We start from the raw sequence: 21,461 nt of genomic DNA on the forward strand, positions 1-21,461 counted from the left end.
GCGCAGCCTCATGCCAGACGCCGTCCTTTATCGAACGCCGGCCGATCCTGTAATGGAACAGCCGGGGGCGACACCGGATGGCAAACGTCTGTCGAGCGCAGCAAGGATTGCCAGAGTGGCGCAATAACTGCCCCACCCTGCCCCTCGCCAATGGCTGGAGACTTCATCAGGCGCATCCAGTTTGCATACTGGTTGCGGGCGATAAGTGGATTGCCTCCGAATAGCACACTCCAGGCTGCCAGCCCCTGCTCACCGACAGCGCTTTCAACCAGACCGGCTTGTTCGAGCTCATGCCAGGCTGCCGCATGCTGACCAAAGTACGCCAACACCAGTGCATGCAGAATCATCGACAGAGGATTGCCCGCTCTACCTTGCTGCAACGCCCGACGCGCCAAGAGCACGGCTTCCGTGGCGCCTTGTGCAAGCGCGATACGCACGCGCAAGACCTGCGCCCTTACGCAATCCGGATCATGATGCAGGCACTTGTCGATACTCTGTGCCGCCAGCTCATTGCGCCGCCAGAACCAGTGATGCCACGCATGAAAGTAATGCACGTCAGCCTGGTCGGCAGTCAGGAGACAACGTCGAAAAAGCGCCTGCGCCGCCTGTTCGCAACCGCGAAGACTGGTGAGCAGCGCCAGGCGAGTCAAAGCCGGAATGCTGCCAGGGTCCAGTGCCAATGCATTGGAAATCGCCGTATGAGCCTCTTCCACCGCTCGTCCCTGATAACAAAGACCGATCATCGCCTGCCCCAGCCACACATCCGCCAAACCACACCAGGGCGGCGCATACCCGGCATCGAATTTCAGGCACTGTCGAAACTGCACCAGGGCATCGCGCAGGCTTTGCGGCGTGTGCTGTTGCAAGCTGCACAAGCCACTGAGATAAGCCACGGCGGCTGGGTACGAAGCACAAGAGTCACCAACGGGACGCAGCCCTGGAGTACGTTGCGCAACCAGACAGGCCAATGTGCCAAGCGCCTCTGCGAGGTCACAGGCGTCCAGTGTCTGACCATGCAATAGAGTGTGATCGCTGCCACGGATCAACTCGACCGACCACAGTTGTTCACTCGTGCCGGTGCAGCGCCCACTCAGGCAGTAGTCCGCGGAGAACTGCTCAACCAACGAGCGCACATCGACTGGTTGTCTGCAGGCCGCCATCAATCCCGAGGGGATGATATGCAATGCCCCGCCGAATACAGTGGTCAACTGACGGATCATTACATCCTGCAGATCCAGCGCTGAAGTCTCGTCCAGATTTCGTAATGGCAGAACGGCCAGCGAAGGTGATGCGGTCTTCGCCTGGTTCGGCGCGTCGAGCTCGACAACCGGACAGGTGAATCGATAACCCTGGCCGTACACTGTTGCAATAAAATCCCTGTTCTCCCTGAGCAACTTGCGCAAGGCGTAAATACAACGAGTCAACGACTCCTCCGCGGCATCCATCCCGGGCCATACCTGATCCAGCAAAAGATCCTTGCTGACCACCGAACCCGCCGACTTCAGCAGCAGACGCAATACGTTCAACTCCTTGGGTGGGATGTGAACTCCTTGTCCATCTCGCATCAGCGTTCCATCGCTTTGCAATTGCCAGTGTTTAAAAACAAATGATTTCACCGGCGTTCGATCAGCTGCACTGTCCATACTCTGAGACATCTCTATAGAAAGGTACTGAAGCGCAATTGAGCCTGTGGGTGGTCAGGCTCAAGATGACAAGCTGCGCGACTATAGAAAGTTGAGCGGGACTAATCCGTAGGACTTAGCTATTGAAATCAAATGTTTTTCCGGAAAGCGTTGTAGGAATTTTCGTTACATTGATTAACAGCACATCAATTTACAGGCTGCTTTTATCTGGGTCATTGAAACCACCCATACCCTTCACCGAAAAACAAACATCCTTGACCGTCCTCCACGTCCCGACATCAGCCTCAGACAGTTCAATACCGAACGTTTCATTCAGCGCCATCACGATTTCGACCAGACTTATGGAATCCACACACAAATCCTCCAGCAACCGCGAATCGATCTGAATTTTTCGTCGGCCCGCAGGAAAGTAATCCGACAACACCTTGATTACCTTGCTTTCAACTTCAAAAGCATTACTCAAATCATTCGACATTCTTTATCCAGTGCAGTGAGAAGCAGGCGTAAGGCGAGTTCAGACGAACCGTGACACCCGCTTCATGAGAGTGAAAACTTCTTGATTACGCTATTTTCATACGCATCAAAAATTCAACATAGCCTTCAACATGTCGGAAAACTGATTGAGATGCGAAGACAAAGTCTTGTTGAAATTGTCATGATAAGAGTTGGCGTTCGAATACTTCTGCGTGAAGGACTGCAGCATGTTTTTCATGCGTTCCTCCTGGGCATTGAAACCGGTTTGCCAGGCCTGGAATTTCGCGGTATCCCAAGTAATCCAATAAACATTGGGTGGCAGGCTGTTCATCATCGTATTCAGCGGCCCGAGGTCCATGACCACGCTGAACGTGCCGTCCCCGTTATTGTGAAGGCAGGTGGCAGGCAGGCCTAACGCCTTGAGCCATTTTTCTGCTTCCTCCCTGGTAGCGCCTGCCATGCCTGGAGCGGGAAACAATACTGCCGCCGGATTTGGAGGTGAGTACTTTCCAATCAGCGCATGCAACGCGTGCCTGATGTCGCCCGCATTTATCTTGACCTCTTTACCTTCGTTCGCGCCTTCAATCCAGTCCTTTAACTTTGCAGTTATCTCCGCGTTGAAGTCCTTAAAGAACTCCGAGTAAGCCGCGATGATATGTTCATAACCGGCCAGATAACCGTTCTTGATCAGGTCGATCAGTTCAAGCAGCTTATCGAAAAAATCATTCGATGATTTCACGCCAGCTTCGAAATCGTCCACAATCTCAGCCGGCACGGGCATCTTTTGCAGGCTGTGCTCGAAGAGTTTCTGCCGCTGTTCCGCAGAAAGCGTTTGCAAGCAATGAGTGATCAGTGCGCCGTACTGCTCAACTTGCTGCGCGCCCATCTGCGACCGCACCTGAAATTTGTCCGGTTGGGCTTTAAGAAGATTTTCAAGGCTACGATTGAGCGTTTTAGTCGAGCTTTCGAGCAACCCCGCCAAGGCAGAAGCGGTATTGACGTCTCGAAGCATTTCAGCAGGTACGGATGTTTCAGTGCCCACGTTGAAATCTGCCGGTGGTTTAAGCGCTGACAGCGTGGTTTTCGTAATGATCATGCTGTTCCCCTGCTCAAGCACTTATGGCGCGAATGACTTCAGCGCGCGATTGAAACAGCTGCATCACCATCTCCATCAGCTTTTGCAACAGCGCCGCCTCGGCCGAATCTTTCTGCCCGACTTCATCGCTCAAACTCTTCTGGGTGTTCTGCGCACTTTGCTGCAAGACCTCCTGCTCACGTGCAGCGTGCTCGGCCATGCGCACCATGCCGGACACCACCTGGCTCATGCTCATCGACATTGCGTTGAGCGCACGACCAATTTCCAGCTTCTTCTCAATGCCCTTTCCGCCCATCTGGCTCAACCAGTCCGAGGTCTGCCCGACTTTCTGCGCCTTGAGCATTTCCCCGTCGAACCAGGCTTGTTCTTGAGGTGTCAGCGTGGAGCCCTTGGGTTTGAAATCGACTGAGGTGGTGCGGCCAAAATCATCGAAGGTCTTGATCTTGTAGGTGGTTTGCGGGTTCCAGTCATCGCGGTTTCGGTCACGCCTGAGGTCGCGTTCGACGTTGCCGGCGTCCAGGGAGTTGCGCTTGTGCAGGTTGATGTCCGCATGCTTCAGCCCTAGCCCCTGGAACGTCTTGACCATGGCGAAGCCGGCGATGGCACCGGAAACCACGGCGGCGGTGATGGCACTGTTGAGCGCGGCCCTGCCCGACTCGACAATGGCGGCGCCCTGGGACTTGGCGGCGTCGGCGGCCATGACGCTGAAATGCCCGCGCAGTTGCGCATTGGCTACCCGCGCGATGTTCAGTGCGATGATGGCGGCAACCAGTACACTCGCGTGTTTTTCCCAGGCGCCGGGGTCGAACATCAGATCGTTCCTGACTTTATCGTCGAGCAAACTCATGCCCCCTGCAAAGTCTTGCCAATCGGAATCGGAGGGCTGGTAGGCATTAATGGTGTTTTTGAGCGCCTCGGCAGTAACCGCCGTGGGTTGAGTGTCATGGAGCACTTGCACTCCCACGACCTGGTCGATCAACGCCGAATCCGAAAGGCGTTTGTCATTGCGATCTTTTGAAAACCGTTCCTGGGTAATCAATTCGCTCAGGCCGGCATCGTTGGCCAGATCGTGAATGAATACCGCAGGCGAGGTGCTGCCAACAGGGCTGGATCCGCTCATTAGAAACTCCTTTTATCCATATGCTCAAACGTGCCGTGCGATATGCAGGCTCACGGAATGACTGCGCTGCAAATCGGCAAACACCTGCTCGACCTGACGGGTTCTGTCCTGCATCGCATTGCCGTAATCCTCGACCAGTCGGGTCAGGTAGGACGTGATTTCCTCGCTGATCGCCATGCGCACCTTCACATCAGCCAAATGCACGGCAGCCTGGGCCTGGTGTGCGCCACTCCTGATCTGCAATCCGCCCTGCACCGCCACATTGCTGAACTCGGTGAAGGCCTGAGCGATCTCAAGGTTGGCGGCGTAACGGGCGAGTGTCACAGGGTCGGCGCCACTGGTGATGAAGCTGCGCAGTTGGGTCAGCATCTGGGTCAGCGAGTTGCCCACCGATGTAGCCAATTGCCGGGCTGCCTGCATCGCCGCCGGTGCCGCCTGGGCAATGACCGAAGCCAGTTTCGAAGCGACGGCGCTGACCATGGGGCCGATCACCTGCACCCCGACGACGGCCACCAGCGCAACGGCAGCCAGGGTTGCGGCGATGCCCTGGATCATGCCGGCGATTTGTGCAATGTCCTTCGCCGTTTCCTCATCGACGCCAACAGCCAACAGCAACTTGATGTAGAGCTCGGTGAACAACTTGATGGCTTCCTGCATCACGGTGGTCAGCGGTTTCATGGCTTCGGCCATGAACGACTTTCCGGTCGCTTCCTTGACCACCGCATCGGAAATCATGATCGCCGCACCGATCACGCCCACGGCGATAAGCACCGGGTTGGCGGTCAGCACGCCGGCAACGATGGTCGCCACGGCCAAAACGGCGCCGACGATCGCGCCGATGCAGCCCATGGTCTTTTGCAACGCCTCGGCCTTGCGGACTTCCTCCAGATACTTTTCCGATTCAAGTTTCATGTGCTCCTGAAGCCTGGCCTGCAACTCCTGGAACAGCTCCTGACTGAGTTCCTCCTTGTTCTGCGCGGACTCCCCCAACAGCTCGATGATTTTCAGTCGGTTCAACAGCGCCAGCGCGCTGCTGCTCAACGTCTTTTCATGGGACTCCTTGATGGAGGAACCGCCGAGACCGGCCTCCTGTGCTTTCGCGGCTACCACGGCCAGGGTTTTGGCACAGGCATTGGCGATCTCGATCAGTTTCAGGTGAGCATTGGTGGCTTTTTGAAACGTCTGGATATGGTCCGCCAACTCGCCTTTGAGCTGGTCACGATGCGCCAGCTCGCTCGCATATTCCGGTGACTCCGGATCAAGTTCGGCCAGGCGGGCTTCGCTTTCCTCCAGCAGGCCCTGAAAATGCTGAACACGCTCGCGCAGTTTCTCGAGTTTTTCCTGGCTGCCGCCGATGGCCTCCTCGGCTGTCGCCAATGCCTCGACCGCAGCGGCATATTCGGCAGCCAGTTTTTCATGCCCCTGTTGTTTAGCGCCGGCCATGCTTTGCAACATCGCAAGGCGATTCTTCAGCTTGTTGACATCGACCTCACCAATCAGCTCGCTGATCATCGCCATCAACAACGTGAACAGATCACCGTTGGCTTCCTGTTTATTACCGTCAGCACGGGGCGGTGGCGCATGCAGCACTGGTCTTCCCGCGCCACTTGGGGATGTGCCGTGCTGACCTTCGTAATTCACCGACATCAGGCGAGCCAGCGCCTCCTGGCCGGCTTTCTGAAAGTCCACCGTCCTGGCAGCTTCGGCGGCGGCCTTGCCATATTTTTCAAAAGCGTCAGTTCGACTCAATGCCCCCTGAAATGCCGGATTGAAAGTGCTTCTGATTTCACTCATGTTCAGTCCTCCGAACAGTCCTTTTCAATTTGACTCAAGGTGTCGAGATACACCTGAGCCTGCTTGCGCAGATCATCTTCCGAGGCCTGCTCAAGCACATGTTCGAAACACAACCTGGCTTTTCCGACCTTACCCAGCGCCAGATGACACTGGCCGGTGTAGAACATCGGCCGCCAGTCGTTCTTGCCCTGGGCAAAGGCGATCGCATACAGGTCGATCGCTTTCTGATGGTTCTGCTTGAGCTGGTGTACCGCGGCCAACCCCATCCAGTAATGGCTGTTGTAAAAGTCGTAGATGCACAGGAAGTGAAAGAACTTCTCGGCGTCGTCCAGCCGGCCCTGCTCATAAAACTGGTGAGCAAAGGCATACAGGCTGTTCATCTGCTCATCGCTGATGCCCTGCACATCCTTCAACGGCGCGCCTGCGAGCACCGCATCCACCACTTCAAGGGCGACCTGTTCATCTTCTTTGTTGTTGCGACTCATCGGCCACACTCCTGAAAAAACGTCAGCGCTGCTGACCAATGCATTGAGCCAAAGCGCTGGCGAAGGCGCTGCCAAATTGCGCTCATGCCAACGCCGGGATGGATAACGACCCCTGCCCCCCTGTAGGAGCGAGCTCGCTCGCGAAAAACCAGAGGGCGCCGTTGGGTGTCAGTTTTTTGCGCGTTATCGTTCACGACCATCGCGAGCTAGCTCGCTCCTACAAGGATCGGGGTCAGGCTTGTTCGACCTGTTCGAGCCAGATCAACAGGCGCAGCACTTCTTCGATTTCCTGCACCTGGAGGAAGCTGTAGCGCTGGTGGGTCTTGAAGATCCGCCGGGCCAGCGCGATATCGTTGATCACCGGCACACCGACCTCCTTGGCATACGCTCGAACGGCCAGGGCGCGCTGGTTGGTTTCCATCAGGGAGATGAACGGCAGCACGGTGATTTCCGGGCGGAAATACACGCCGATGGCAATGTGGGTCGGGTTGGCGATGATCATCCGCGAGCTGCGCACGTCGGATTTGACCTGTTCCGACAGCAATTCCCGATGCAGGTCACGACGACGTCCCTTGATTTCCGGATTGCCGTCCTGCTCCTTGTGTTCGCGCTTGACCGAGTCCTTGTCCATCATCTGATCTTTCATGAACAGCCAATACTCGCTGAGCGCATCGAGCACCACGATCAACAGGACACAGGCCAGAAACACCAACACCAGCACCAGCAGCAAATGCCCCCAGATGGCGAACAGATCCGGTGCCTGGGCAAACAGTTGGGCGAACAGCAATTGCCGCTGCGTGACCCAGACGATCCACAGCGCCAGGGCAAAACTGCCCAGATACAACAGCGCTTTGACCGTGTCCTTGACCGTGCGCAGGCTGAACAGTTTCTTGAAGCCATTGATCGGGTTCAACGCACCCAGGTTCAGCTTCAAGGCTTCGCTGGCCAGGGCAAAACCGCTTTGCAGCAACGCGGGCAATGCACTGGTCAGGACACATACCAGCAACAGCGGCAGCAGCGCCTTGAGCCCCACGACCACCAGCATCGCCGAGTACTTTTGCAGGTCGACGTCGAAGTCACTGGCGATGATGCGTCGATAGACTTCCATGATTTCAATCAGCGAACTGTTGAACACCATGTAGCTGATGCCGCACAGGGTCAGGCAGGTGACCACCAGGTCCTTGGCCTTGAACGTCTGCCCCTTGCGCGACGCATCCCGCAGGCGCTTGGCTGTCGGCTTCTCAGTCTTCGAGGCGCTGGACGACATCGACCGCCTCCCCGTCGGCACCCAGATAATGCTCCAGCGCCTGGGACTTCATTCCCATGCGCAGCACTTCGTCCGGCAGGTGCACGGCGAAATACAGCATCAACACCACCAATGCCACCAGGCTCTTGACCGTCAACGACACCGAGAATGCGTTCATCTGCGGCGCATACCGCGACAGCAAGCCGAGCAACGCTTCGCTGATCAACAGAGTGGCCACCACCGGCGCGCTGATCACCAGTGTCTTGCTCACCAGCGCATCCAACAGGCTCAGGATCGGTTGCAGGTACAGCTCGCAGCCGTTAGCCGGCGCACAGATCCGGTAACTGTGGCCGACGGTCTCAAGCATCAACAGCATGCCGCCGCCTTCGAGATACACCGCGGCGGCGAACAACTGGAGGAAGTTCGCCAGTTCCGAAGTGTCGACACCGTTCGCCGGGTCCACAGTGCTGCTGAGCATCGCCCCGCGCTGATTGTCGATCAGGTTGCCCATGGCGTGCAGTACCCAGAACGGCCAGCACAGCAGGCATCCCAGCAATACACCAATCCCCGCCTCGCGCAGCAACAGACCAAAGAACGCCAGCCCGTCGAGGGCAGGTAATGGCACACCAACGTAGGCCCAGAACCCCAGCGCTACCAACACAATGACCGCTTGACGCGCAGCGCCAGTGAGCACGCTGCTGTTGAGAAACGGCAGCATGAAAAAAATCGGCGCCAGCCGTGCAACGCCCAGAATCGCCGCGGCGAACAACGCGTACAGATCGAAAAACAAGGTCACCGACATCGGCCTAGCCCAACGCCAGACGCATGACTTCACGACTGAAATCGAGCAGGGTTTCGCCATACCAGCCCGAGAGCAGAAACAGGCACGCCGCAACCGCCAGCAGCTTGATACCAAATGGCAGCGTCTGCTCCTGCAACTGGGTCACGGTCTGAATCAACCCGACCACCAGGCCGACCACCGTGGCGACAATGATCGGCCAGGCCACCATCAACAGAATCAGGTACAGGGTCTTGTTGCCGGCATAGACCAGATCGTTCATGGCCGCCCCTACGCCAGCAAGGTCAGGTATTGCTTGACCAGCCCGGTCGACAGCAATGCCCAGCCGTCCAGGGCGACAAACAACACCAGTTTGATCGGCACCGAAATGATCACCGGGCTCATCATCATCATGCCCAGCGCCAGCAGGATGCTGGAGATGACCAGGTCGACAATCACGAACGGCAAATACAGATAGAAGCCGATCTTGAACGCGCTTTTGATTTCACTCAGCGCATAGGCTGGCAGCAATGCAAACAACGAGGGGGTGAGTTCTTCATCGGCAGGCAGACCGGCTTCGTGTTCATCCTGCACCGTTTGGGCCCGCTCGAAGAACAGCGCCAGTTCAGGGTCGGTGTACTTGCGCAGGTAGTCCTTGTAGCCGCCCAAACCATTCTCGGCAAAATTCACCACTGACTCGATATCGGTGAACGCCACCGCCTCTGCCTTGTAATAGCCATACCCCTGCTTCATCACTGGCGTCATGACGAAAACCGCCAGCATCAGGGCAATCGCATTGAGGGCCATGTTCGACGGCACTTGCTGTAATCCCAAGGCGTTGCGCACGATAACGAAGACGATGGAAAACTTGATGTAGCAGGTGCCTGCCGCTACCAGAAACGGCAGCAAGGACGCGAATGCCAACAGCGCGATCAGCGAGACGTCATTCATCGCGGGGTTTCCGATAGACCTCGAGCAATTCGACGCCCAACTGTTCGTCCAGTTGCACCAGTTCCCCACGGGCAACTCGCTTGCCATTGGCGCGAATCTCGATTTGCCGTGCGGCATCGTCAGCCAGCGGGATCAGTTGTCCGTCGATGATCTGCGACAGCGTGGCCAGGTCGATTTCATGGGTAGCGAGCAGGAACTCCAGGCGTACCGGCAGAGTATCAAGGCCGGCCTCTGAACGGGGTTCCGGCATGTTCTGTTGATGGGCATCGGCCACGGTCGATTGCATGAGTATTCCCTCTTCGGTAAACGTGAAAACGCCGAGGCATCGATCCGTCAGCCAACATTGTTGAGTGCGCTGAATGATCCGCAGGACATCGCCCTCGTTCAGTCGGATCTGGCGCGCAACGCTCAGGTGACTGACACCCAGCATCAGCTCCAGACGCAGCGGCAAATCACTCAGCCACGAGTTGGCCCCCCGGGTTTCATGAACGACGCGTGCGCAGGGCAATTGCGTAAACCACACTCGCCCCAGAGGCGTGTCGAGCCACGGCAAGTCGTGGGTTGGCAGTTCGTTGGGGACGACACAATCGACATCGGCCATCTCCCGGTAGTGCAACTCCTCCACTCCCGGCAGCAAGGGTTGTGGTACCGCTCGAAACAACCCGGCGATACTCGCCACCGAGCACTCGACCGCCAACAGCGACTGTAATTGGGGGAGCGAGTGATGCAGCCAGTCGCGGGCGACGATCAGCCCCCGCCAGCCACCGTCATTACCCCGTGCGCGAAAACCTAGATAGCCGGGCAGCTTTGGCAGCCGACCCGCCCCTGCACAGTGACCGGCACACCGCCAGCGTTGAACCGCCTGCAGGTGGGCATGCGCCTGGGCGTCGACCCTGCGCAGTTTCAACGCGCTCATGCCGGAAGCCCGGGATCTTCGGCCTGCTCGTCGTCCGGCGCCTGGTGGGAGCCCTGACGCTGTTGCTCGCCGCCGCTGTCTGTCAGCCGCCAGGCAGGCTCGCGAACCTGCTCGAAGGGCACCTTGATTTGCTCGAACACCAAGGCATTGCTCGGGCTGAGCTGCAGGTTCCGGGTGGGTTCGTCTGGCACGCGGCTAATGGTCACTTGTCCGCTGGCAGTGCCTTTGTTGAACGGTACCTGCAGCAAACTCCGGTCCGAACCCGACAGGGTTTCAAGCGTTACGTCGAGCGCTGGCAGCGGTTGCAGTGTCGCAGGTGGAAGGATGGAAAGTCGTGCAACCCACGGCACCTGGCGCGGGGTTGGATGGCTCGACAAGGCTTCGGGCAATGGCCCATCGAAGGTGGGTACCGACGGTGCACTGGAATTGGCAGCACGCTCGACTGACAGTGATTCGACGGTGCTCGATGGGCGCTCGATCAACACCGGCTCAACCGCGATCGATGGACGCCCGATCAATGCCGGTTCAACCGAACTCGAAGTTGGCGGATTCAAGTGCGGTGACGCTGTGACCCGATTGATGGGGGAAGCAGCAGCTGCCATTGATTGCGGCAACAAATGGTTTATCGGCTTGCCGTACAACGGGCTCGCTTGTGGATAAGACGTCGCCACCCGGGCAGTCGATCGTACCTCGTCGCGCTCGAGATCCGTCGCCTGGGCGATGGCCATCGATTGTCGAGACCCTGTGCGCCCCGTTTCGATCACGGGGCGATGACGCAGGATCAAGGTCGCCATAAGCTCCAGTACACCTTGCGGCAGCTCCTCCTCTTGCTCAGATACAAGCATGTCTCGCAGCTCATCCATGGAGCCTTCGGTGACGGGGTCCAGGGCCTGAACCGGCAGAAGTGAAATGACAGATACATCTTTCATCGCTGAACTCCGCTCATTTCTTCTGTCTCTCGCTCTTCCCGGCGCACCCGCTCAAGTCGTTGCTCACGCAACAGCTGCTGGACACACCGCTCGTACTTGTCGTGTTTGCGCTGCAGAAAACGCAGTTGCTCGCGCTGCTCATTCAATGTTTTCTCGACCTGTCGGCACTGCTGATCCACACGATCTAGCTCGACCCGCAACAGATCGATCTGCCGACGGATCACGGCCTGCCTGCGCAGCAGCGCCAACAGCTGCCCGTGATCCAGCACACAGTCGTTGGCGCGATGACTGGCCAGCAGACTTTGCAGCGCAGCTTCCTGCCCTTCGAAATCGACCCGCTCCTTTAGCAGCGGCTGCAATTGCTGTTGCGTACGCAGTACGGCCCGCTCGCCACGCTGGCGACGAAACAGACTGAACGCCAACAAACGCTGCCGATCAGGCAATGAGTTCATGCAAGCTCCGTACGGTTTCTTCCGGTTCACAACATTCTTGCGTGGGTTGACGCAGCCACCGGGTGAGGGCCTCGCGGTGCTGCAGCGCGTGGTCATTGGCGGCATCGGCGCCTTGGGTGTACTCGCCCATATCGAGGAAAATCTGCAGCTGCTCAAGTCGCGTCAGCATTTCCCGGGTCGCCGCCGCCAGTTGCTGTACCTCGGGCGGGGTGACTTGCGTCGCCACGCGGCTGACGCTGCGCAAGACATCGATCGCCGGGTAGTGACCTTTGGCCGCCAGGGCACGACTGAGGTACACATGGCCGTCAAGAATGGAACGGATCTCCTCGGCGATCGGGTCCGGCTCATCGTCACTTTCCAGCAAGACCGTGTACCAGGCCGTAATGCTGCCGGAAGCGGTCACACCGGGTCGCTCCAGCAAGCGTGGCAAGGCATCGAACACCGAGGCCGGATACCCCCGCCGCGCCGGTGCTTCACCGGCCGCCAGGGCCAGGTCGCGTCGAGCCCGGGCGTAGCGTGTCAACGAGTCGAGCAACAACACCACGCGCCGACCCTGGTCACGAAAATACTCGGCGATGGCCGTGGCCTGCAGGGCCGAGTTGCAACGATCCACCGACGAAAAATCCGAAGTGGCATACACCACCACACAACGGGAGCGCTTTTCGGACTGGCGCAAATGCTCGATGAATTCGGTCACTTCGCGCCCGCGTTCGCCAATCAGGCCGATGACAAATACATCGGCGTCAGTGTGGTTGATCAACATGTTGATCAAGGTGGTTTTGCCGGAACCGGCAGCGGCAAAAATGCCGATGCGCTGACCGACACCGCAGGTCAGCAAGCCGTCGATGACACGAATGCCGGTGCGCAGCGGCTGCGCCACCGGGCGCCGCTGCTGGTACGACGGCGGGTCGGCATCCACGGGATAGTCCTGTTGAGCCACCGCCGTTGACGGCGCCAGGCGCTCGACGATGACGCCCCGGGGATCGACCACGCTGCCGAGCAAGGCGTCGCTGCAGGTCAATTGCAGTGTCGCGCCCGTGGGCACAATCATCGACTCCCTGGACAAGCCTTTCGCATCGCCGAGCAAACTGAGCAACACAGCACCGGGCTTGAAGCCAATGACCTGCGCCCTGGCCGCAATATCAGGCAAGCGCCAATGCCGACGCACTTCACAGACCTCGCCGATCACCACGTTGCCCAGCGCCGCTTCAACCAAGGGACCGCTCAGTCGCAAAGGATGGGCAGCGGTTCTCTCCAGTCGCCCGCTCACAGACGCAGAATGCCGTACAGCTCTTCGAGCACCACCACAAAATGGTCCAGGGCCTGGGCGAAATGGCTGGCATCACTGAGGGCGTGTTCGTTGCACATCAACCGCAACTCGAGCTGCCCTTCTACCTCGCACAGGTGCAACTGCCCACTGCGGGACCAGGGGCAACCCTGCAGTAAAATCTGCAACAACGCAGCGGCGCTATGGCCCAATTGTGCAGGCCCGATCTCCATGACTGCGGCCCAGACCCATATATCCCCGTCCACGTCCCCGACGTTGACATCGGGCAGATCCCTCATTTGCATTTCAATCGTGCTGTGACTGTCAAAATGTCCGATCTGGCTGTCCTTGCAGCCGCTGTGGCGCAGTGCTTCGCGCAACAGGTCAGCGATATCCATTGGCATCATTTACAGGTTTTCCTTACAGCGTTTTGATGACATTGACCGAGACCGTTTCGGAAACTTCGCCGAACGACATCACGTCCAGCTCCCTGAACCGTCCCTCGATCAGCTTCTTGATGTAGCGCCGCACATCGACCGAACACAGCAGCACCATGTCCTTGTGGGCGATGTGCACACTGTCCAGACCGACAGACAGTCGGTCCATCAGCTCCTCCGACTCGGCCGGTTCCAGGTTGATGAAACTGCCGCCCGACGTTTGTCGAATCCCTCGTCGCACCACCTCTTCGAACTCCGCCGACAACAACAGCACACGCAGGTCATTGCCCTGGGCAAACTTGTTGCTGATGTAGCGGGCCATCGCGCCGCGGACGTGCTCGACCAGTGCCAGTACGTCCTTTTCCCGCGACGCCCAATGGGCCAGCGACTCGAGAACTAGCTTCATGTTGCGCACTGAAATGCGCTCGCCGATTAACCGCTGCAGCACCTCGGCGATCTTCTGCACCGTGACGTGGCGATACACTTCCTTGAGCAGATCGGGGTAGCGCGCTTCCATTTCGTCGAGCAGTTGCTTGGTTTCCTGCACGCCAAAAAACTCCTGGATATTGCGCGCCAGCAGCGTGACCAGGCAGCGATAGCATTCCTCGTCCGCCGCACGCAGGTGATACCCCAACTGCTGCACCCGCTCCCTGTCGGCCGCGTTGACCCAGACACCGCCCAGGCGATTGCTGTCATTGCCGCGCACCAGGGCAAAGCCCAAGGGCTCCAGCTCCGGCGAGTAGTCGAGCAGACGCCATTGATCGAAATGGATGTCGAACTGTTCGGCGCGTACTTCATTGATCAATACCGCCACTTGATGGGCCGGCAACGCCTCGCTGGCGCGAATCTGCGGTTCGGGAATGCGCAACCCGTAGTCGACGAAAAACTGGCTGCGAAAACGTGCGGCCCAGCGGGCCTTGCTCAACTCTTCCAACCGCGCCGTGGGCACCAGCAACATCAAGGCGACGGTTTCGGTGGCAATGTTGTCAATGTCGTCGAGCAGACCCGATCCGCTCTGCATGGCATCCCCCTGGGCAGAGGTCGGGCGGTTTTCATTTGTACTTTCACCTCGGGAAGCCTTGCGCTGCCGGACGAACACCACCAGTGCCAGGACGGCGGCAATAGGCAGGAAAGTCAGCAACGGAAACCCGGGCAGCAGGCCGACACCCACCGCCAGCAGCGCCGTCACCCCCAGCACGAACGGATGCCCCAGCATCTGCGCGAGCATGTTGCGCCCCAGGTTGGCGTCATCGCCGTTGACACGAGTGACGATGAAACCGGCACCGATGGCGATCAGCAGTGCGGGAATCTGCGCCACCAAACCATCGCCAATGGTCAACAGGGTGTAGGTCGACAAGGCTGTGGACATGTCCATGCCCATTTGCCCGACGCCGATGGCCATGCCGCCAATGAAGTTGACGAAGATAATGATGATGCCGGCGATCGCATCGCCCTTGATGAACTTCATCGCGCCGTCGAACGAGCCATACAACTGGCTTTCGCGCTCCAGCACGCTGCGTTTTTCCCTGGCTTCCTCGGCAGTGATGGCGCCGGCCTTGAGGTCACCGTCGATGCTCATCTGCTTGCCCGGCATGCCGTCCAGCGAGAAGCGCGCCGCGACTTCGGCCACCCGCTCCGAGCCCTTGGTGATCACGATGAACTGGACAATGGTGACGATGGAAAAAATCACAAAGCCCACCACCAGGCTTTCGCCGATCACGAACTCACCGAAGGACGCGATGATCTCCCCCGCATCGGCCTGACTGAGAATCAGCCGGCTGGTGCTGATCGACAGCGCCAGGCGAAACAGCGTGGTCAACAGCAGCAAGGCCGGAAACGTCGAAAAGCTGAGGATGCGTTCGATGTAGAACGAGCCCATGAACACCAGCAGCGAGATGACGATGTTCAGGCCGATGAGAAAATCCACCAGCACTGTCGGCAGGGGAATGATCAGCATGGCGATGATCATCACCATCAGCGTCAGGATCAGCAGCTCCGGGCGCGCGCCGACGTTGCGCAAAAACACATTGAGCATGGCAGGTCAGTTCCGGGAAAAAGTCATGAGCCACCACCGCGGCGTCGCTGCTCAATACATTCGTGGGCATAGGCGATGTCAGCCAGTCGGGTGAACTGCTGTGCCAGACGCACCGGCGCCTCTTCATCGGCAAACAGCGGTGTCGGCAGTTGCAGGCTGAGCCGGCGCACCGTTTGTAGAACGGTCGAGCGTTCACGGTGCGGACTCAACAGCACGCCCTCGCCCAATGCGCCGAGCAGCAGCTGATCTAGCTCATCGGGGTAGGCCAACAGGCCGAACAGGAACACCAGCCAGTCAGGCTCGTGGGGGTTGTGCCGGCAGATGAGAGCATCACCGAGCAGGCGGCCGATGAACAGCTCATCGGCTGAACGCAGGCACTTCAGCTCGTTCACCCTGACCAGCAGTTGGCCGAACTCTGCGCGCGAGCAACTGGGATCCTGGGCACTGATGTCGGTGAGCAACGCCGCTTCGATGAAGGCCAGCACGCTCATGCGTTGGTGTGGACCGTACAGCGCGATCCAGTCCTGGTAGCAACTGAGCGGACCTTGGTCCGACTCGAGAAAATCGCGGTACGTCTCACGCAACAGGCCTGCGTGCACCGCCATGCCTTTACCGAACATCCGGGCTTTCAGGGCGGCGTTGATCCCGGCGTTCATGCGCTTGGGGGAGCCCTGGGCAACCACCGTCTGCAACAGCGTTTCGAGTCGCCGACGAGTGCCTGTCTCGAGTTTCCTGCGGCGCAACAGTTCTCGTAGCACCAATGCCAGGTCGCTGTCATCGGCGAACAGTTTTCGCGCCATTTGCAACAGCCAGGTGACGGATTTATCGGTCAACCGGGCAAGGTTGAGTATCTGTCGCGCCTTGGGCACGGTGTCGTCGTCCAGGACCCTTTCGAAGTTATCGGTCAGGGTGTCGGACTTGAGTTCGAAATGCCGACGACCACGGAACTGCGCCAGTGCCGCGGACATTTCATCGCTGCTGTGTACAAAGCGCTGGACGGTGGCGGTCGTACCGCTGTCGTCGAGATCGATATCGGCATCTGCCTGCGGCTGTGGATGCTCAGCAGCTTTCTCGGTATTAAGCCTCGCCTGGGCGGCTCGCCCTCCGGTGGAAATCGGTGGCAGGATCATTTTATGGCTGCCCGAAAATAGGCACGGCGCACACGCTCATGCTGCTCCGGGCTCAGCAACTGCGTGGCCGGTTCAGTCGTGGCGGGTTGCAGTACGTCGACAATCTCCTTGGGTTGAATCAGGAACACCCGCACCGTATTGGCCGAGCGATTCTGCCGATAGCTGAACAAGCGTCCGACCCACGGAATCGAACCCAGTACCGGGATCCGGCCGACTTGCTCGCTGTTGTCATCGCGGGTGAAACCGCCCACCAACAGACTCTTGCCCTGAGGCACCCGCGCCACCGTGCTGATCCGTGTGCGGCCGACCGTCGGCAATGTGCCAGGCTGCTTGCCCTGATCCGGTTTTTCGACCTCGTTGCCGTCCTCGATATTGAGCGACATCTCGACCTCGTCCGCCTGGGCGAAACGGGGCAGTACACTGACCAGCGTGCCGTAGGTGACGTGCTGCAAATCGACACTGCGCTCGCCCACCAGCGGGGCATAAAACGTGCGGTTGTTGTCGAAGATCGCCGGTACGTTTTCCTGGGTGAGGATGACCGGTCGCGAGACCACGTTGGCCCGGTTGGTGCGCTCCAGCGCCATGACCTGGGTCACGAACGACAGGCCATCGAGGGTGGTCGCCGAGCCGGCATTGAGCGATGCAGCGAATTTCCCCGACCTCAACGCACCTTGCCAGTTGATGCCCAGTTGATTGAGTTCATCCTTGTGCAAATCAATGATCCACAACGACAGTTCCACGTGTCGTTTCGGCGTGTCCAGCGCACTCACCAGGTTCTCGATAAAGCGCACTTGCTCCGGCAACCCCTTGACCAGCAAGGCGTTGGTGTCCGGGTATGCCACTACCCGAATGTTTCCGGCAGCCATGTCTCGCGCAATGATCCGCGGCGCTGCCGGGTCCTGATCCGCAGGGTTGGTTGCCAGGCCTTCCAGGGGAAACGCCGGCATCAATCCCTGTGGACGCGGCGCAGGAACTTGCGCCACCGACGGCTCGACCTCGCGCGTCTCACCGCGCAACAGATCCTCGATCACGGTGGCCAGCCCGGGGATGGTCACCTTGTCATCGCGCAGTTCGTACTTACGGTCGCTGACAAAGGTGTTCCGTACCTGAATGACACCGATCTGCTGCTTGCCCAGCAACAGTTCCGAGCGCTGGTTATCCATCATCCCGGCCGCTTGCACAACCAGATCGACATACATCGGCGGCCCCGACACATGGAAAGTACGCAGACCGTCATGACGCAACGGATAACGGGCATCGTGCAATCCGGAGCGCTCCAGGAACGCCTGCAGCCTGGCCACGGTCAGGGTTTGCAGCGAGACCATGGAGCTTTTGATTTCCGGGGCGTCATACAGATAAATCGCCTGACCGTCGCTGTACCAGATCAAGCCCATTTGCGAGGCGACGCGCTCAAAGGTTCGTTGCGGCACGAGCAGATCGAACGTACCGGAGATCCGCTTGATCGCAGCAGCCTTGCTGACGATCACCGGCTTGCCCAGTGATCCGGACAGCTCGCTGAAAAAGGTGCGTGCGCTCTGTTCACGGGCCTCGAAACTGAAAACATCGGCCTGCGCGGCAAAGGGTGCGAGCAGGAACACGCCACTTAAGCAGATGGGCAAAAGGGATATGGACAACGATCGGCGGTTCATCGACTCACTTGCCTGGAAGGTAGGTAATGTCGGCCAGGCTGCTGGGGGCAAAGCCCACCAGTTCACGGATTTCCTTGGAGAAATGCGAAGAAGAGGCAAAACCGAACTCCAGCGCCACATCCGTCAGGGAGCCGTCCTGCAGACTCATGTTCAGCAGTGCCTGGGCCGTCCGCCAGCCACGCAAGGCAGGCTTGGCTGCCGTGCCCAGCGCCTGTTGGCACAGTCGACGAAAATGCGACACGGAAACGCCATAACGCTGCGCCAGGATGCTCAACTTTTCGCTGTGGGTGCCCTGCTCCAGCAGGAAACGCACAAGTCCGTAACTCTCGGTATGACGCAGCACGCTGGCAAAGGCTTGATAAGCCAAACCACCGGTCATGGCCTGTTCGATATACCAGCGCTCAAGCGCTCTCTCGGACTGAACGGTTTGATGCGCCACCGGCAATGCCGCCCAGGGAGCCTGGTTGAGTCGTTGATCGTTCAGCGCGTTCCCCAGATCGATGAACACTTGCAGTTTCACCAGTGCTGCTTGCGGAATTGGCAAGACCTGCACACTGCCGCGCACCTCAAATACTCCGTTCATCGCAATCAGCCCTTCCCAGCCGACCTGCAGGTGGCAGGCCGATGCGCACCGTTGCGAAACCAGATGTACAGGGGATTCGCTGACGCACAGATGCAGCACCCGCCCGCTGAAACGGGCATCAGGGAAACCTGGTGCGCCTGGTGATTCGATGTGCACGCCAACCTCCTTCACAGCCTGACGATCAGGAGTCGGCAGGATGAAAGAGATGGCGCGTTGAATCCTGATGGAAAGCTGATGAAGCCCGGACTGGCATATGCCTTGCACCATTCAAGGCACCAGCACCCATGCCAACGACGGAATGTGTGCAAAGACAATGGCGTCGTCCCCGGCCTGCTCATGCACGGACCGGTGACGACGTTTTTTTTGCAAGGTGAACGCGCGATGAACGAACCGTCAGCCGGCCCTCTGGCCTGGGTCAATGGCAGCGATGCCCCGGAAAAAACCGAAATCAATCTCGGCTTCATGGCCCTGAGCGACTGCGCCTCGGTGGTTGTCGCCGCCACCCAGGGCTTCGCCCAACCCCACGGCTTGACCCTGAACCTCAAGCGCCAGTCGTCCTGGGCCAACCTTCGAGACAAGCTGGTCAGCGGCGAACTCGATGCAGCCCACAGCCTCTACGGTCTGGTCTACGCCGTTCACTTGGGCATCGGTGGTGTGGCCGCGACCGATATGGCCGTGTTGATGGGCCTGAATCAGAACGGCCAGAGCATCAATCTGTCCCGCGGCTTGCAGGCGCTGGGAGTGACCAGTCCTGAGGCATTGGATCGGCACGTGCACCAAACTCGCTCAAAACTCACCTTCGCCCAGACTTTTCCAACCGGCACCCATGCCATGTGGCTGTATTACTGGCTCGCCAGCCAGGGCATTCACCCGCTGCAGGATGTCGACAGCGTGGTGGTGCCGCCGCCACAAATGGTCGCGCACCTGCAAGCAGGGCGCATCGACGGTTTATGTGTCGGTGAGCCCTGGTCCGCCAGCGCAGTGCAACAGGGTCTTGGTTTCACGATGGCGACCACCCAGACCCTCTGGCCCGATCACCCGGAAAAGGTCCTGGGCTGCACCCGCGCCTTCGTCGAGCAATACCCCAACACTGCCCGCGCGTTGGTGATGGCGATTCTGGAGGCCAGTCGCTTCATCGAAGAAAGCAGCGAAAATCGTCGCAGCACCGCGCAATTGCTCAGTGCAGCGCAATACCTCGATGCACCACTGGAATGCATCGAGCCGCGCCTGCTGGGCGACTATGCCGATGGTCTGGGCAATCGCTGGCAAGACCCGCACGCCCTGCGCTTCCATGGTGAAGGCGAGGTCAATCTGCCGCATCTGTCCGATGGCATGTGGTTCATGACCCAATTCCGTCGCTGGGGTTTGTTGCGCGACGACCCGGATTACCTGGCCGTGGCCCGTCAAGTCCAGCAACTAGACTTATATCGTGAAGCGGCCAGCGCTGTAGGTGTCGCGGCACTGGGTAAGGAGATGCGCAGCAGTCAGTTGATCGACGGCAAAATCTGGGACGGCTCGGACCCGGCCGGCTATGCCCGCAGTTTCAAACTGCACGCCCTGAGCGACAGCTCAACCCTTTTTGCCAGCCGCTGACAGGAGACCACGAACATGCTGCGTATCCTGCTGATCAACGACACTGCCAAAAAAGTCGGACGCCTGAAGGCCGCCCTGACCGAGGCCGGTTTCGAAGTGATCGATGAATCCGGCCTGACCATCGACTTGCCCGAACGCGTCGAAACGGTGCGTCCGGATGTGATCCTGATCGATACCGAGTCACCGGGGCGCGATGTCATGGAACAAGTGGTGCTGGTGACTCGCGACCAGCCCCGACCGATTGTGATGTTCACCGACGAGCACGACCCCGAGGTGATGCGACAGGCGATCAAGTCCGGGGTCAGTGCCTACATCGTCGAAGGCATTCACGCACAACGCCTGCAGCCGATTCTCGATGTGGCCATGGCGCGCTTCGAAAGCGACCAGGCCTTGCGTGCCCAGTTGCATGCCCGCGACCAGCAATTGGCCGAGCGCAAGCGCATCGAACTGGCCAAAGGGCTGCTGATGAAAATGAAGAATTGCAACGAGGAAGAGGCCTACACCCTGATGCGCCGCCAGGCGATGAGCCGACAGCAGAAGCTGATTCAAGTGGCGGAGCAGATCATTGCCATGAGCGAGTTGCTTGGCTGAAGTCCAGTGGTGAATGTTCTATTGCCTTCGCGAGCAAGCCCGCTCCCACAGGTTTTGTGGACACCCACTATCCATGTGGGAGCGGGCTTGCTCGCGAATGGCGGCGACTCGGTCTCTAACTGTTGGCACAAATCTCGCTAAGTAATCACCACAGGTAACCAACGGCGGTTGCCCCACCTACGACAAAGACGTCGCGCACCTCATTTGCCCCTGGCGAATCGGGTCGCGGCGTTTTTTCGTTTTGGCCCCACAGCACGGGGCCGGTGGTGCGGCCGTAACGGCGCCCCACCTG

General features: G+C 59.0%; 21 protein-coding genes. 2 read left to right on the plus strand and 19 right to left on the minus strand.

Going from position 1 to position 21,461, the window contains the following annotated elements; genetic code table 11:
- Positions 1-8 precede the first annotated feature (8 nt).
- From ACEN8Q_RS14230 to ACEN8Q_RS14320, 19 genes are all read right to left on the minus strand, one after another.
- Positions 9-1,643: a winged helix-turn-helix domain-containing protein gene (locus ACEN8Q_RS14230; protein ID WP_413705380.1), complete on the minus strand. Its 1,635-nt coding sequence runs from the start codon at positions 1,641-1,643 to the stop codon at positions 9-11.
- Positions 1,644-1,833: 190 nt separating this feature from the next.
- On the minus strand, positions 1,834-2,118 hold the full coding sequence (locus ACEN8Q_RS14235) for an acyl carrier protein (RefSeq protein ID WP_413422067.1): 285 nt from the start codon (positions 2,116-2,118) through the stop codon (positions 1,834-1,836).
- Positions 2,119-2,223: 105 nt separating this feature from the next.
- On the minus strand, positions 2,224-3,213 hold the full coding sequence (locus tag ACEN8Q_RS14240) for an IpaD/SipD/SspD family type III secretion system needle tip protein (protein WP_413422065.1): 990 nt from the start codon (positions 3,211-3,213) through the stop codon (positions 2,224-2,226).
- A 13-nt stretch (positions 3,214-3,226) separates the two neighbouring features.
- Positions 3,227-4,333, minus strand: coding sequence for an IpaC/SipC family type III secretion system effector (locus tag ACEN8Q_RS14245; RefSeq protein WP_413422063.1), 1,107 nt, complete (start codon positions 4,331-4,333; stop codon positions 3,227-3,229).
- 24 nt (positions 4,334-4,357) lie between these two features.
- Complete coding sequence (gene sctE, locus ACEN8Q_RS14250) at positions 4,358-6,127, minus strand: type III secretion system translocon subunit SctE (protein WP_413422061.1); 1,770 nt, start codon at positions 6,125-6,127, stop codon at positions 4,358-4,360.
- Between the two features lie 2 nt (positions 6,128-6,129).
- Positions 6,130-6,612, minus strand: a complete 483-nt coding sequence (sicA, locus tag ACEN8Q_RS14255; protein WP_413422059.1) for a type III secretion system translocator chaperone SicA — start codon at positions 6,610-6,612, stop codon at positions 6,130-6,132.
- A 232-nt stretch (positions 6,613-6,844) separates the two neighbouring features.
- Positions 6,845-7,879 carry an EscU/YscU/HrcU family type III secretion system export apparatus switch protein gene (locus ACEN8Q_RS14260; RefSeq protein ID WP_413422057.1) on the minus strand — a complete coding sequence of 345 codons (1,035 nt, stop codon included), beginning with the start codon at positions 7,877-7,879 and terminating at the stop codon, positions 6,845-6,847.
- The gene (sctT, locus tag ACEN8Q_RS14265) at positions 7,854-8,660 is read right to left on the minus strand and encodes a type III secretion system export apparatus subunit SctT (RefSeq protein WP_413705381.1); all 807 of its coding nucleotides are present in this window, start codon (positions 8,658-8,660) and stop codon (positions 7,854-7,856) included. The genes ACEN8Q_RS14260 and sctT overlap by 26 nt, the downstream gene beginning before the upstream one ends.
- Before the next feature lie 4 nt (positions 8,661-8,664).
- A complete protein-coding gene (locus tag ACEN8Q_RS14270; RefSeq protein WP_413705382.1) occupies positions 8,665-8,919 on the minus strand; it encodes an EscS/YscS/HrcS family type III secretion system export apparatus protein in 255 nt (84 codons plus the stop codon).
- A gap of 8 nt (positions 8,920-8,927) precedes the next feature.
- Positions 8,928-9,587 (minus strand): EscR/YscR/HrcR family type III secretion system export apparatus protein, encoded by a 660-nt coding sequence (locus ACEN8Q_RS14275; RefSeq protein WP_413422053.1) that lies wholly within the window; start codon positions 9,585-9,587, stop codon positions 8,928-8,930.
- Positions 9,580-10,503 (minus strand): FliM/FliN family flagellar motor switch protein, encoded by a 924-nt coding sequence (locus tag ACEN8Q_RS14280; protein ID WP_413422051.1) that lies wholly within the window; start codon positions 10,501-10,503, stop codon positions 9,580-9,582. Before ACEN8Q_RS14280 ends, ACEN8Q_RS14275 begins: the two co-directional genes overlap by 8 nt.
- On the minus strand, positions 10,500-11,432 hold the full coding sequence (locus tag ACEN8Q_RS14285) for an invasion protein (RefSeq protein WP_413705383.1): 933 nt from the start codon (positions 11,430-11,432) through the stop codon (positions 10,500-10,502). The genes ACEN8Q_RS14280 and ACEN8Q_RS14285 overlap by 4 nt, the downstream gene beginning before the upstream one ends.
- The gene (locus ACEN8Q_RS14290) at positions 11,429-11,884 is read right to left on the minus strand and encodes a type III secretion protein (protein ID WP_413422047.1); all 456 of its coding nucleotides are present in this window, start codon (positions 11,882-11,884) and stop codon (positions 11,429-11,431) included. The genes ACEN8Q_RS14285 and ACEN8Q_RS14290 overlap by 4 nt, the downstream gene beginning before the upstream one ends.
- Positions 11,868-13,154, minus strand: coding sequence for a type III secretion system ATPase SctN (gene sctN / locus ACEN8Q_RS14295; protein WP_413422045.1), 1,287 nt, complete (start codon positions 13,152-13,154; stop codon positions 11,868-11,870). Before sctN ends, ACEN8Q_RS14290 begins: the two co-directional genes overlap by 17 nt.
- Complete coding sequence (locus ACEN8Q_RS14300) at positions 13,151-13,558, minus strand: Invasion protein B family (protein ID WP_413422043.1); 408 nt, start codon at positions 13,556-13,558, stop codon at positions 13,151-13,153. Before ACEN8Q_RS14300 ends, sctN begins: the two co-directional genes overlap by 4 nt.
- 13 nt (positions 13,559-13,571) lie before the next feature.
- The gene (locus tag ACEN8Q_RS14305; protein ID WP_413705384.1) at positions 13,572-15,623 is read right to left on the minus strand and encodes an EscV/YscV/HrcV family type III secretion system export apparatus protein; all 2,052 of its coding nucleotides are present in this window, start codon (positions 15,621-15,623) and stop codon (positions 13,572-13,574) included.
- Positions 15,624-15,646: 23 nt separating this feature from the next.
- Positions 15,647-16,753: a type III secretion system gatekeeper subunit SctW gene (sctW, locus tag ACEN8Q_RS14310; protein ID WP_413705385.1), complete on the minus strand. Its 1,107-nt coding sequence runs from the start codon at positions 16,751-16,753 to the stop codon at positions 15,647-15,649.
- A complete protein-coding gene (gene sctC, locus ACEN8Q_RS14315) occupies positions 16,750-18,402 on the minus strand; it encodes a type III secretion system outer membrane ring subunit SctC (RefSeq protein WP_413705386.1) in 1,653 nt (550 codons plus the stop codon). Before sctC ends, sctW begins: the two co-directional genes overlap by 4 nt.
- Positions 18,403-18,406: 4 nt before the next feature.
- Entirely contained in the window at positions 18,407-19,192 is a 786-nt protein-coding gene (locus ACEN8Q_RS14320; RefSeq protein WP_413422095.1) for a helix-turn-helix domain-containing protein, read from the minus strand.
- A gap of 174 nt (positions 19,193-19,366) precedes the next feature.
- Between ACEN8Q_RS14320 and ACEN8Q_RS14325 the strand changes: the two genes are divergently transcribed.
- Together ACEN8Q_RS14325 and ACEN8Q_RS14330 are read left to right on the plus strand one after the other, a co-directional pair.
- A complete protein-coding gene (locus ACEN8Q_RS14325; RefSeq protein ID WP_413422035.1) occupies positions 19,367-20,578 on the plus strand; it encodes a CmpA/NrtA family ABC transporter substrate-binding protein in 1,212 nt (403 codons plus the stop codon).
- Between the two features lie 15 nt (positions 20,579-20,593).
- Positions 20,594-21,169, plus strand: coding sequence for an ANTAR domain-containing response regulator (locus ACEN8Q_RS14330; RefSeq protein ID WP_008021841.1), 576 nt, complete (start codon positions 20,594-20,596; stop codon positions 21,167-21,169).
- Positions 21,170-21,461 lie beyond the last annotated feature (292 nt).

This window comes from Pseudomonas sp. Pseusp16, from assembly GCF_047324915.1.
GTDB classification, from domain to species: Bacteria; Pseudomonadota; Gammaproteobacteria; order Pseudomonadales; family Pseudomonadaceae; genus Aquipseudomonas; species Aquipseudomonas fluorescens_CD.

Excerpts from the sequence above, each read along its gene's own strand:
- ACEN8Q_RS14285 (WP_413705383.1), bottom strand. The coding sequence starts at position 11,432 with ATGAAAGATGTATCTGTCATTTCACTTCTGCCGGTTCAGGCCCTGGAC.
- ACEN8Q_RS14305 (WP_413705384.1), bottom strand. The coding sequence starts at position 15,623 with ATGCTCAATGTGTTTTTGCGCAACGTCGGCGCGCGCCCGGAGCTGCTG.
- ACEN8Q_RS14275 (WP_413422053.1), bottom strand. The coding sequence starts at position 9,587 with ATGAATGACGTCTCGCTGATCGCGCTGTTGGCATTCGCGTCCTTGCTG.
- ACEN8Q_RS14235 (WP_413422067.1), bottom strand. The coding sequence starts at position 2,118 with ATGTCGAATGATTTGAGTAATGCTTTTGAAGTTGAAAGCAAGGTAATC.
- ACEN8Q_RS14280 (WP_413422051.1), bottom strand. The coding sequence starts at position 10,503 with ATGAGCGCGTTGAAACTGCGCAGGGTCGACGCCCAGGCGCATGCCCAC.
- sicA (WP_413422059.1), bottom strand. The coding sequence starts at position 6,612 with ATGAGTCGCAACAACAAAGAAGATGAACAGGTCGCCCTTGAAGTGGTG.
- ACEN8Q_RS14245 (WP_413422063.1), bottom strand. The coding sequence starts at position 4,333 with ATGAGCGGATCCAGCCCTGTTGGCAGCACCTCGCCTGCGGTATTCATT.
- ACEN8Q_RS14325 (WP_413422035.1), top strand. The coding sequence starts at position 19,367 with ATGAACGAACCGTCAGCCGGCCCTCTGGCCTGGGTCAATGGCAGCGAT.
- sctT (WP_413705381.1), bottom strand. The coding sequence starts at position 8,660 with ATGTCGGTGACCTTGTTTTTCGATCTGTACGCGTTGTTCGCCGCGGCG.
- ACEN8Q_RS14290 (WP_413422047.1), bottom strand. The coding sequence starts at position 11,884 with ATGAACTCATTGCCTGATCGGCAGCGTTTGTTGGCGTTCAGTCTGTTT.
- sctE (WP_413422061.1), bottom strand. The coding sequence starts at position 6,127 with ATGAGTGAAATCAGAAGCACTTTCAATCCGGCATTTCAGGGGGCATTG.
- sctW (WP_413705385.1), bottom strand. The coding sequence starts at position 16,753 with ATGATCCTGCCACCGATTTCCACCGGAGGGCGAGCCGCCCAGGCGAGG.
- ACEN8Q_RS14330 (WP_008021841.1), top strand. The coding sequence starts at position 20,594 with ATGCTGCGTATCCTGCTGATCAACGACACTGCCAAAAAAGTCGGACGC.
- ACEN8Q_RS14260 (WP_413422057.1), bottom strand. The coding sequence starts at position 7,879 with ATGTCGTCCAGCGCCTCGAAGACTGAGAAGCCGACAGCCAAGCGCCTG.
- ACEN8Q_RS14230 (WP_413705380.1), bottom strand. The coding sequence starts at position 1,643 with ATGGACAGTGCAGCTGATCGAACGCCGGTGAAATCATTTGTTTTTAAA.
- ACEN8Q_RS14300 (WP_413422043.1), bottom strand. The coding sequence starts at position 13,558 with ATGATGCCAATGGATATCGCTGACCTGTTGCGCGAAGCACTGCGCCAC.
- ACEN8Q_RS14270 (WP_413705382.1), bottom strand. The coding sequence starts at position 8,919 with ATGAACGATCTGGTCTATGCCGGCAACAAGACCCTGTACCTGATTCTG.
- ACEN8Q_RS14240 (WP_413422065.1), bottom strand. The coding sequence starts at position 3,213 with ATGATCATTACGAAAACCACGCTGTCAGCGCTTAAACCACCGGCAGAT.
- sctC (WP_413705386.1), bottom strand. The coding sequence starts at position 18,402 with ATGAACCGCCGATCGTTGTCCATATCCCTTTTGCCCATCTGCTTAAGT.